The sequence below is a fragment of the Metalysinibacillus jejuensis genome, assembly GCF_003057615.1.
In the GTDB taxonomy this organism is placed as follows: domain Bacteria; phylum Bacillota; class Bacilli; order Bacillales_A; family Planococcaceae; genus Metalysinibacillus; species Metalysinibacillus jejuensis.
Map to the genome: position 1 here is coordinate 19,362 of NZ_QAFW01000026.1, position 11,380 is coordinate 30,741.

Sequence of the window (11,380 nt, forward strand, 5' to 3'; positions counted from 1 at the left end):
AGCTAGGAGTTCATTCATGTGCCGATTATTTTCAATAGTAATGAGGGTGTCTGCACAATTTAGGAACTGTTAAACAGGTGCTTTACAAATAGGATAGTGGGAGCCTAAGGTCATTAAAAGTAGGGAGCAATCTAACGGAACGTTTGAAGTCTCATGCAAAGAGGCAAGGTCGTGCCAGTGAAGTGTATGAGATGGCAGCGGGTTTGTAGTAGTGTTGATCGCTAGCCGTTTGGACTTGCATGGTAACATGTGAGAAGGATAAAACTAGCTGGAGCGAAGAAACCCAGTCAGTGAACCTTTTCAATACTTATCTCTCAAATTCGTATTGATTAATTTTAAAATCTCCTATGTCTGAGTAATTCTACATAGGAGATTTATTTAATGTCGCTATAGCCTCAGAATTTTTTAGTTGAAGGAGTTTACTATGAAAGAATGTACTAATTTGCTTCCTTGTCCCAAATGTAGTGGTATGCCAGAATTGCTTGTGGCAGAAATGAATACATTTTTATCTTTAGTGTGTTCTAGATGCGGAAATGAGTATAATTCTGTAGTAAATAGAGGGGAACTATTCTCACCTATAACTGAACAAATGTACAAACAGGTTTGTTATAATTGGCAAGAAGGTGTATGTAGAGATAAGCAAATCCCTCTAGTAATGCCAATATATTAATAAATTGCTATATTGAACTCAAAAGTCATGAATGGGAGAAATCTTGTTTATGGCTTTCTTTTACTTGGTTTAAATAACCAAACATATTAAAATGAGGATAGGAAAGGATTGATAAATTTGAAGAAATATTTATTAGCATTAGGCTTAAGCTCAGCGTTACTATTAGGCGCTTGTTCGGATGATAAAGAGGAAGTAGAAAAGGATGCACCGATTACTTTAGAGCAAGAGGAACAAAAGAACGAGCAGGCAGAGGCGCATTTTGATGTGGTGGAGCAGTTCATTAAAATCGCGTATTTTGACGAAGGTGCATATGATGATTTCGTAGCACTTTATGCAGACCCAGCGAAAGCGAATACGGAAGAGGAATTCAACAACTTCCGCGAAACAACAACAGCTGAGGAGCAGTTCCCAGTGGATTCAGATAGTGTAGAGAAGATGTTAAAGCACCTTGTAGCTGTTGCAGTTGATGATACACATGCAGAGGTCTATTGGGTAGAGGATAAAGCAAAAGCAACAAAAGCGGACGCTGCGTACGTTTGGCAGCTAGTAGATGTGAACGGAGCTTGGAAAATTCAATAATATTGCCAAATCATAGATTCGGCAATTAAGCCTGGTATAAGGTTAGTGTTAGCCACAGCTGATTATTTAGATTAGAAAGCATCCTCTAGATTTAGCACTGAGAAAAATGTAACAATGAAAGATTCAAGCATATATTATAATCATGAAGCCAAGTAACTATCGGTAACGTATAGCGCTCATTCTCTTAAAGGGAATGAGCGTTTTTATGTTGCCTAAAAAATATGAAGGAGGGCTTTTTATGTATACTACGATTCAACCTACGCAACAACTGCAATTACCTATCGGTGTCAAAGAGGAAATCCTGCCACAACCTCGTAAACGTGTGGCGATTGTTTCAGTAAAGTTAGTTAAAGAAGCAAGTCTTTATTATGCTAACCGTACCATTCGTAATCCACGTGACGGGGCAGAGCTTTGTCGAGAATTTCTAGGAGATGTGGACCGTGAACACTTTGTCGTACTTTGTTTAAATGTTAAGAATCAACCGACGCATATTAACATCGCACATATCGGAAGTTTAAATGCGAGTGTCGTCCATCCTCGTGAAGTATTTAAGCCTGCCATCTTAGCTAATGCCGCAAGTATTATGGTATTTCATAATCATCCTTCTGGTAACCCAGAACCAAGTCCAGAGGATATCGAAGTAACCCACCGCTTGCATCACGTTGGGGAGTATGTCGGTATTCAAGTGATCGACCATATTATTATTGGTGAAGGTGATCGTTATACGTCATTACGAGAGCGAGGGCTATTACATGCTTGATTACTTCTTAACAGGACTTGAAGCTCTCGGTTATGATGCGGTGGATGAACGAATGATTGGATATGAATGCTTACAGCTTTATGCTGAGGAGATTGATGATACCATCTTTCCACTGACATTACTGACTTCACTCAGTAGTCCACTTACTACATGGAGTTTTACCTATGTCCCTGAAGGGACAGCCCTTACAATTGAATTATTTTTGATTGACCGTAGTGAATATGCCTTAGCGCCTTTAATGCGGTGGTATGTGAACGGCAAGGCGATCCTATGCCCAACTCGTGACAGTTCTTTACGGTAACTCACGCCAGTAGTTGGTCTATCATTTTGCCTGCCACAAAAACTGATATAGCACATGGAAAGGTGGTGATTATCCCCTTCATAAACTCACGACGGTATTTAATAACTGACGTGAATCGCAGCGTTTTATGGCATCTTGGGCACATAACCGTTAGCGCTCACCTTAGGAAAAGGAGGTGACACACATGGGCTGGGAAAAGATTATTTTAACGACGATTATTACGGTAGCAACCGCTATTGTACAAGAGATGGTGGATGACTAAGTACATTATGATGTAACGTGTGCCTTTCCTTTAGGGAGAGGTACCACGTTATTTTTTTAGGAGGCAGATAAAAATGAATGTGTATGATACGTTTAGCGAATGGCTGTATGTAGAAGGAAAACGACCGCAGACCATTACCACCTATCAGACGGATGTACGGTTATTTTATGAAGCAATACGAGGTGAAGTACCCAAGGATGCGGCATTTAGTCGTGTCGAATGGTTACGCTACTTACACACGTTACAGCAACAGTATAAGATTACCACGATTAATAAGAAGGTCAACAGTATGAAAGTATGGGGAGATTACTTAGTGTTACAGCACGTTGTAACCGATAACCCGGTACGTTTACAGACCGATCGTATGAAGTTAGCAGCAGGTAGTGAACACCATGTCGATGTCTTAACCGATGAGCAGGTAGCTATTGTATTAGCAGAAGTAGAAAAGCCAAAGTATCGTGAACGTGACCGCTTAATGGTCTATTTATTATTGTATACAGCGATGCGTGTCTCAGAGTTAGTGCAACTGCAATGGCAAGCAATTGATCCCATAACACGTACCCTTATTGTCACAGGTAAAGGCGGTAAACAACGAGAATTAGTGTTACGGCAGGATGTAATGGCTCAATTATTACATTATCAAACGCATGAACGAGCAAGATCCCCCTATGTTGATAGTCCTTATGTGTTAGTATCTGAACGAGCGGCAGCCATTCATCGTGATACCGTGCGTCGTTTCTTAGCTGACTTAGGCAAAGCCGTAGGCTTTCATCTACATCCTCATTTATTTAGACGTACCTGTGCTACGTTATTATTAAAGCGTGGTGTACCTATTGTCACGGTAAGTAAGATCTTAGGGCATCATAGTGTAGATATGACAAGTAAAATGTATATCCAAACATCACGAGAGGATAAACAAGCGGCATTTGATTTATTGTAACGTCGTGAATATGCCTGTCATGCGAATTTGAATACAACAATGAAGCATTACATTAACATTTCAAAAGCCGAAAAGCAGGATGCAGTGGATCGGCTGTAATAATACAAAATTCAAGGGAAGTTACTCAATGTATCAAACAGTACTAGGTTAGTTCATGCCAAGAATTGTAGCTGACGGTATGTAAAAATGTTGTTTCCTAAAGATTACCAACGACTTCTAATTCAATTAGAAATCAACTGAACTTCAATTATAATTGACTTGAACTGAAAGTTGAGTTCATTCATACTTTATTTACAATCTAGTCTAAATAAAAAAATATTTCAAAAAAACATAAAAAATGCCTCCTACATATAGAGCAAATGATAGGGGGTTATATTTTTTTGCAAGCTGTTATGAAATTTCATGTAATAGGATGCTACATAAGAAAATGAGTATTCTTTTGTTTTATCTGGATAGGGGTTTAGGGGGCATTGTTTTCTCAAGTCAGTTATAATTCGAGAAAACTTATATCAATTAATAATTGTAAATATTATATATGGTACAATAAAAATAAACGAAAGGATACGATGGAGGATGAATAGACGCACAACAATGTATAAAATTACGGAAGAACTGATAAGTGAAGAAGATGGACTAGGAAAGGTAGATAGTCCAATTACTAAAGAAAAAAATTCTAATAATTGTAAATATTTTGTGCAAGTTCTTAATGCTGTTGGTATTGATGAGAATCTATTTAAAGATAATAATGGTTACACATTTCTGTCACATTCAGTAAGTGACGTAAAGCAAATTATAAAAAATCATTCAGTGTACCTTAAGGAGATGAAAAAGCATCCTAAAGAACGCAACCTAAAAGTTATCAATGAACTTGTTTCACACGTTCAAAATATCTTGAAAAATGAGATTCTTAATCAGTCATACTTACATTCGCAATTAGCTAAGGTAGAATTGATTTCTCTTAACAAAAGGCAACAGTTGAATAAATATTTGCAAAGCTTATCACTCCCTAATTTTAATATAATGCTTAGTCCTGCTGATGATGAAATTGTACATCTGTACTATATAGAAGAAATGATGAAATTAAAGACGAAAATTGAATCCATTCGCCAGATTATGTCTGACATTCGGTTTGAGGAAATTATAGAAAAAAGTTTTAAAGAAATAAGTGAACTTGAGCCTGAAGAAAGGTTTAAAACTTATGACCCTTTCCAAAATAAAATCAAACTAGATCGCTTAGTTATTAAGGATTTATTGAATACTAAAATGAAAAAAAATCAACTAGTCCAAGAGACATTGCAGGAATATGCGGAGCAGTTGAATATGAGTGAAAAGCAGCTAATTGAAGAATTGAAGAAATTTAGAAAGTCTAATTACGAAAATCATGAATTGTTTGAATTGAGTAATGAAAGAGATTATTTTGAAGCAAATGGAATGAATTCTCCGTATGAAGTTTTAGAGCAAGCAATACAGGAACATCAGGCGGAGCAGACAAATGAAAATACAAAGGTAAATATCTCCCAAGAAGAAAAAGAAAAAATGGAGAAAATATTAAAAAACCGATTATAGCCAACTACATAGGACAATAGTGCGTCTTGCATTATTGTCTTTTTTTTGCTTTTTGGGGTGTGTCAAATTACTCATTCTGAGATACCCTCGAACTGGGAGCTATATGAGATGATACTAATTGTAAAGGGTAACCACCCATTACAAATACAAATGTTCTTTGAAAACTGAATAGAGGAGGGCGCAATACATGTTACAACTAGCTCAGAAGTACTTTGAGATTAGTTTGCTGGATCAGAAAGTACGTTGCCAACCAAAATCTGAAGATGTGCTTACTAATCAGCAGGCAATTAAATTACTCACGGATCTAAGACGGCATAAGCAAAATACAATGTTTCTGCTAAGTAATCAAGGACAGTCACTATTAACCGCTACAACCTTAGTAGCAGTGGATATTGAAACGACAAGCTTAAATCCAAGTGATGGTGATATTCGATTGATTAGTGTATTTAGCGAAGAAAACCAATTCGTAACAGAAGATGTAGCACAGGTGGCAGATATTTTAAAAGATGAATCCATCCTAAAAGTGTTTCACAATGCTGCATTTGATGCCACATGGCTAACGGCAAAGGGCTATCCTGTCGTCAATTACACAGATACGATGTTGATGGGGCAAGTGTTGCACAATACAGCCAAATCTAATAATTCGCTCCTAGCATTAGCCTTTGAACATCTTGGAATCATCTTAGATAAAACTTTACAAGCTGAAACGAATTGGCAATCTGACATCACAGAAGATCATAAACGATATGCATTGAAAGATGCGGAAGTGACTTACCATCTGTACCACCAACTCAAAGCTAAAATTGCAGAAAAGCACTTAGATGTTGTGTTAGACCGAGAAGTTGCTATGTTACCAGTTGTTGTCTTACTAAATTTAAATGGCATACCATTCGATTATGCGGGCTGGCAGCAAGAACTTGATGCAATCGAAAAAGAAGCCAGTAGTTTAGAAACGTACATTACAGAATTATTTCAAATACCCACTCTAAACCTTTCTTCACATCAACAAGTTAAAGCAGCGTTGTTAAGTGAAGGGATTGAATTAGATTCAGTGACAGATGAATCGTTAGCAAAGGTGGAACATTTGCATGAAGTGATACCTGTTCTTCGTAAGTACAAAAAGCTGAAGAAGTTATTGTCTACGTATGGAGAAAAACTTGCGAAACATATCGGGCAAGATGGTCGGTTACGTGGTCAATGGAGAGTCATCGGTACAGATACATCGAGAATGTCATGCAAAGCACCTAATTTACAGGGGCTACCTTCTATTGCAAAGCCATATGTAAAAGCTTCTAAAGGGAACGTATTTGTGATTGCTGATTATAGCACGATTGAGTTGCGTATTTTAGCGGAGATTACAAAAGATCCAGAGCTGATAGCAGCTTTTCAAACAGGTGAAGATTTACATGCCAAAACTACAGGAGCCGTTCTTGGGAAGCCACCTGGTCAAGCTATAACAAGTGAAGAACGGAAAATTGGCAAAGTCATCAATTTCGGTTTGTTATATGGTATGACGGCATACGGTCTACAAAGAAAAATCCAAGCTGCAACTGGACAAGTCTTATCCAAAGATGAGGCGGAGGTATTTCGTAACCGATACTTTGAATTGTATGCCAATGTGTTAACCTATCAAAATCAAATGCTACAAAGTGATTGTATTTTCACGTTAGGTGGGCGTTATTGGTCTGCGGAGACAACTGAATTACGAAAAGGAGCTATTAGTCGCTTTAACTATCCCATTCAATCTTCGGGGGCTGAAGGGGTAAAGGAAGCATTAAAATTTCTTTTGCCAAAACTCCAAGAAGAATGGAAATTGATTGCCGCGGTACACGATGAAATTGTATTAGAGGTACCTTTAGCGGACGCAAACCAAGCAAAAGAAATACTCTTAGAAACGATGCAACGAGGTATGTCGCAAATAATACCTAGTATTCCTATAGAAGTAGATATAAAGATTGAAAGCTATTGGTCAAAATAATGAAAAAGGGTGAAGGAAATGGAAATAAACAACAATCAAATTCAAGCAATGCAACAAGTAGCAAATGTAACAGCAAATGAGAAGTTTTTAGAGATGATGGCGAAAGCGCAGCAAAATAAGCAAAAAGTTTCTGCACAGATTGGTAAGCAACAGTATGTTCCTAAAGTAAGTGAAGGACAATTTGTCGCCGTTACAACAGATGCTAAATTAGAGCAAAATTTGCCAACCAAATATGGTCTGAATGATTGCATTAAAGTCACGTATTCAATCCTAGTACCAAATGAAACAAACCCAGTAGACATCGTGATGACTTATTGGAAAACAGCCTCAATCACTTCATTATATGTGAAGCAATTATCCGTTCTTTTAGGAGCAGATGCGCGTGATGGCTTTGCTGTTAGTAACTTAATTGGCAAACAATGCTTAGTGTCTATCAAGCATAATCACATGAATGATGGTCGTATTTTTGCCAATGTGGATGAATTAACGCTATTAAATTTACAAAATAACATGTCACCAATTGAGTTTTAGGAGGAGCTAATAATGCAATATTTAAATCAAAATCAAATAGGCTATAAAGAATATTTACGTAAAGATGCAAATGAGCGTATAGTGAATTATTTGGAACAAACCCCGTTCTTTAAGTGGTGTTTAAATAATCCCAATATGTTAACTGATGATTTGTTAAAAGTTTTAGCTAATATTTTTTCAACACTAGAAGATATTACGGATTATCTGACCAAATTAACCAATCAACTTTCAGATGAACAGCAAATAGTTCTTAAAGATGAAACGGAAGCAGCTAAACAAACTGCTTCCATCTCACAATACAACTACGAAACGATTCGCTTGTTAGGCTATACAGGCGATAGCATGAATACTTCACCTTTAGAAGATGTATTCGCATTGAAACAGTACGATCAAGAGCAACACCGTGGTATTTATTATGACGAGAAAGGTAGAAGACGATTAGAAATCAATACTTTTACACGATATGCTTTAATGCGATTTCATTTAGTACAGAGTCATTGTGGTGACTATTACATTTATTCGTCTAAAGGCTTTTATAAAAAAGCGGAGATACCTTTGTTAAAACAAGTATTCCGAAAAATCTTAGATGAGTATGACGATACGATGTGGTCAACAAGTTATGAAAGCAATTATATTGCGGCATTAGCAGGATTGGTTAAAATGCAAGAATCCATTGCAGAAGGCACTCATGATTTAATCAATTTTACTAATGGTATTTTTAATGTAACTACTGGTGAGTTTTTGGAACATTCGCCAGCACTTTATACGGTAAACCAACTTGATTATATGTACGATCCAAATGCTACCTGTCCAAAATTCGAGGCTTTTTTATCCGATGTTTTCGAGGACGATGAGGAACGTGTGCTTCTCATTCAGCAACTTTTAGGAAATGTTCTACTGCGCAAGGTGCTAATTCAAAAGGCATTTATCTTTTTAGGTAAGGGCTCCAATGGTAAAAGCGTTCTTGCAGAAATCATTACGCAGTTAATTGGTAAGGTTAATGTTTCTACAACCCCGCTTAGTAAGTTGAATGGTACGTTTGCTATGCAAAATATTAATGGGAAGTTAGCCAACATTTCAACGGAAAATGAAATGAAGTCAACTTTTAATACACAAGATTTTAAAATGCTAACGTCAGGTGACATGGTCGAAATCGAAATGAAATATAAGAACGCATTTTCATCTCATATTTCAGCCACATTAATCATCCTTTTAAATAAAATGATGGATTCTGATGATAAGACAGATGGTTATTATCGCAGATTGCAAATCATGCCATTCAATAAAACTTACTATGAATTAAAGCATGGTGAGAAAAAGAAACCTAATGTGGACTACATGAACCCCTCTTTATTGGATGAATTAAAACAAGAGCTACCTGGTATTATGAATTTTGCATTAAAAGGCTTACAAATGTTAAAGGAAAATAACTTCCATTTAACCCCTTGTAAAGCATCTGATGAAGCACTTGCAGAATACAAACGACAACAAAATCCAATGGCAGCTTTCTTCGAGGAATGCATTCAACACTCAGTCGGAAATAAAATCAAACGAGCAGACGTTACAAAAGAATTTGAGAAGTGGCTAAGCGACTGCGGCATAAGCAATTATAGGAAGTTATCTAAACAGTCCGTATTGGACCAGTTTAATACAGAGTTAGAAGGACATGATTGGCAAGTGAAGTTATCTAAAATCCAAGGTGAAATGTACTTTACTAATTTAAAATTCACAACACTGTCTGGATCCAATAATGATTATGTTTCTTCTGTTTACTAAATTTAAAATTTTGGTGGTCTAGGTGGCTTATGAATGAAAAACTTACTGGAACAAAATATACAGTTGAATTTGTAAAAATAGTTTTTCTTTAGCAAGCCACCTTAACCCCTTAAACGCAATGATAAGGGCTTCAAGCATATATTATTATTATGTACTTATTTATACTATGGAGGTGTTGGCATGTTATTAAAAGACGTCATTGAAGCTCATATTGACAAAATGAAAAACAAAGGCCGCAGTCAAGAAACTGTTCGAGGCTATGAGTCGGATTTAAGACTGTTCAACCAGTATCTAGAGGGACAGTTCAACGGTTCAGTATATATAGACGATCTCACAGAAGAAACCGTAGAAGCTTATTTACTAAAACGTAAGAATGAAGATAACGTTTCCCCATCAAGTGTTAATCGGTATTTAGCTACTATACGGGGATGTTTGCATTATGCAGTTAAGCAAAAACTTGTACCGTTTAATGTAGCAGAAGACATCGAGCCCTTAAAAGTCCACCGTGCTGAACGTATTCATCTCACAGAAAGCGAGTTGGAAACATTAATTGCTGCAATTGAACATCCTATCATTAAGGAAGCTGCCCGTCTAATGGCGTACACAGGAGCGAGGGTATCAGAATGTACCAACCTTACCTTAGATGATGTGGATTTTGAAAAGAATGTAATTCGTATTATTGAAGGTAAAGGGGGTAAGAGTCGTGTTATACCTATGCACCAAACGCTAAAAATCCATTTACAACATTATCAAGCTCACATACGGCCAAAGTACATTACATCAAGCAAGTTCTTTGCCACACAGAAAACAGGTGAGCTCTCACAGCAATATATTAATCGGATGCTGCATACCACGACCAAAAAGCTAGGATGGCAGAAAAAAGTAACCTGCCATATTTTACGTCATACCTTTGCTAGTCAGTTAGTATCCAAAAATATAAACATTGTGAAAATCAGTAAGATCCTTGGACATGCTGATGTGCGTACGACAAGTATTTATACACATACTAATATGGAAGAGCTAGCCGAAGCGGTTAATTCTCTTTCATAATTTATAGCGCTACATAGGGTATCTTATGTAGCGTACTTTATTTGGAGGGATATAATTATGAAATCAACATTACCAGCGTTAGATGAAAAGGTAGAAGCTATTCTTCAAGGATTAGCAAACGGCAAAACACGTGAACAATTAGCTGAAACGTTCGGTAACAGCAGTTGGAAATCAGTAGATATGTATATGCGAAGACGAGATTATACTTGGGATGCACGTAACCAAACTTACACTCCGAATGTAGAGGTTACCATGCCTCAGTTGAAGGATACATCTAAAGCAGGTAAAGTTGTGTATTTCCTTGAACAGGGTAATGATCCTAAATCCACTGCCATTCGATTAGGATTTAAAAATCATCGAGATATGGCAGATTATATGAAAGCCAAGGGGTACGAATGGCACTCTGATGAAAGCAACTATCGCAAAAAAGTAGGGGTAGTACAGAATAATTCTCAAGAAGTAGCCTCATCCCCTTACTCATCATCTAAGGATAACGATATACCGATAGTACCGATGAATCACGAGACCTTAACACATCAGATGTTACACTACTTACCATTGTTACAGCTATTAGGTGAACATCAGGAAAAGCTTATGGAATTATTACAATCCAATGAAAATATGCAAATCCCTCGCTATTTAGTCCCAGGTGTTGCACGAACTAAGACTATTCAAATGATGAATACTCTACATGATTTGATAGCAGATTATTGTAATGAATACAATATTCAACAACGAGTGTTATTTGAAGTAGCTTTGATTGAGTTCTTTCAAAAATACGGTTTTAAGCAGGAGGTAGATGCCTTGCTAAAGCCGTAGCTGTAACTTCTCCTTATAATGGGGGTATGGTAAAATAACCTTTATAGGTTAAAAGTGAGGTGACAAGTTTGGCAGATACTATCCTACTCTACCATTTAACACACATCAATAATTTGCAGTCTATTCTTCAAAGAGAGAGCTTATGGTC

The 11,380-nt window shown here is 36.9% G+C and carries 11 protein-coding genes; all 11 read left to right on the forward strand.

Translation table 11 applies throughout. The features are described from left to right. The first annotated feature begins 424 nt into the window (after nt 1-424). Nucleotides 425-670: a hypothetical protein gene (locus tag DDE80_RS09155; protein WP_108307359.1), complete on the forward strand. Its 246-nt coding sequence runs from the start codon at nt 425-427 to the stop codon at nt 668-670. Nucleotides 671-787: 117 nt separating this feature from the next. Further along, nucleotides 788-1,249 carry a hypothetical protein gene (locus tag DDE80_RS09160; protein ID WP_108307360.1) on the forward strand — a complete coding sequence of 154 codons (462 nt, stop codon included), beginning with the start codon at nt 788-790 and terminating at the stop codon, nt 1,247-1,249. 238 nt (nt 1,250-1,487) lie between these two features. Next, nucleotides 1,488-2,009 carry a JAB domain-containing protein gene (locus tag DDE80_RS09165; RefSeq protein WP_108307361.1) on the forward strand — a complete coding sequence of 174 codons (522 nt, stop codon included), beginning with the start codon at nt 1,488-1,490 and terminating at the stop codon, nt 2,007-2,009. Then, nucleotides 2,002-2,310, forward strand: a complete 309-nt coding sequence (locus tag DDE80_RS09170) for a hypothetical protein (protein ID WP_108307362.1) — start codon at nt 2,002-2,004, stop codon at nt 2,308-2,310. Before DDE80_RS09165 ends, DDE80_RS09170 begins: the two co-directional genes overlap by 8 nt. Before the next feature lie 335 nt (nt 2,311-2,645). Then, nucleotides 2,646-3,512 (forward strand): tyrosine-type recombinase/integrase, encoded by an 867-nt coding sequence (locus tag DDE80_RS09175; protein ID WP_108307363.1) that lies wholly within the window; start codon nt 2,646-2,648, stop codon nt 3,510-3,512. A gap of 573 nt (nt 3,513-4,085) precedes the next feature. Beyond that, nucleotides 4,086-5,078, forward strand: coding sequence for a hypothetical protein (locus DDE80_RS09180; RefSeq protein WP_108307364.1), 993 nt, complete (start codon nt 4,086-4,088; stop codon nt 5,076-5,078). 187 nt (nt 5,079-5,265) lie between these two features. Next, a complete protein-coding gene (locus tag DDE80_RS09185) occupies nt 5,266-7,056 on the forward strand; it encodes a DNA polymerase (protein ID WP_108307365.1) in 1,791 nt (596 codons plus the stop codon). 18 nt (nt 7,057-7,074) lie between these two features. Then, nucleotides 7,075-7,587 carry a hypothetical protein gene (locus DDE80_RS09190; RefSeq protein ID WP_108307366.1) on the forward strand — a complete coding sequence of 171 codons (513 nt, stop codon included), beginning with the start codon at nt 7,075-7,077 and terminating at the stop codon, nt 7,585-7,587. A 12-nt stretch (nt 7,588-7,599) separates the two neighbouring features. Then, a complete protein-coding gene (locus DDE80_RS09195; RefSeq protein ID WP_108307367.1) occupies nt 7,600-9,363 on the forward strand; it encodes a DNA primase family protein in 1,764 nt (587 codons plus the stop codon). A gap of 180 nt (nt 9,364-9,543) precedes the next feature. Continuing rightward, complete coding sequence (locus tag DDE80_RS09200; protein ID WP_108307368.1) at nt 9,544-10,413, forward strand: tyrosine-type recombinase/integrase; 870 nt, start codon at nt 9,544-9,546, stop codon at nt 10,411-10,413. A gap of 57 nt (nt 10,414-10,470) precedes the next feature. Continuing rightward, nucleotides 10,471-11,232 (forward strand): hypothetical protein, encoded by a 762-nt coding sequence (locus DDE80_RS09205; RefSeq protein WP_108307369.1) that lies wholly within the window; start codon nt 10,471-10,473, stop codon nt 11,230-11,232. The last annotated feature ends 148 nt before the right edge of the window (nt 11,233-11,380 follow it).

Bases quoted from the DNA above. Each gene is read 5' to 3' on its own strand.
- DDE80_RS09155 (WP_108307359.1), top strand. From the start codon at position 425: ATGAAAGAATGTACTAATTTGCTTCCTTGTCCCAAATGTAGTGGTATG.
- DDE80_RS09165 (WP_108307361.1), top strand. From the start codon at position 1,488: ATGTATACTACGATTCAACCTACGCAACAACTGCAATTACCTATCGGT.
- DDE80_RS09170 (WP_108307362.1), top strand. From the start codon at position 2,002: ATGCTTGATTACTTCTTAACAGGACTTGAAGCTCTCGGTTATGATGCG.
- DDE80_RS09175 (WP_108307363.1), top strand. From the start codon at position 2,646: ATGAATGTGTATGATACGTTTAGCGAATGGCTGTATGTAGAAGGAAAA.
- DDE80_RS09180 (WP_108307364.1), top strand. From the start codon at position 4,086: ATGAATAGACGCACAACAATGTATAAAATTACGGAAGAACTGATAAGT.
- DDE80_RS09185 (WP_108307365.1), top strand. From the start codon at position 5,266: ATGTTACAACTAGCTCAGAAGTACTTTGAGATTAGTTTGCTGGATCAG.
- DDE80_RS09190 (WP_108307366.1), top strand. From the start codon at position 7,075: ATGGAAATAAACAACAATCAAATTCAAGCAATGCAACAAGTAGCAAAT.
- DDE80_RS09195 (WP_108307367.1), top strand. From the start codon at position 7,600: ATGCAATATTTAAATCAAAATCAAATAGGCTATAAAGAATATTTACGT.
- DDE80_RS09200 (WP_108307368.1), top strand. From the start codon at position 9,544: ATGTTATTAAAAGACGTCATTGAAGCTCATATTGACAAAATGAAAAAC.
- DDE80_RS09205 (WP_108307369.1), top strand. From the start codon at position 10,471: ATGAAATCAACATTACCAGCGTTAGATGAAAAGGTAGAAGCTATTCTT.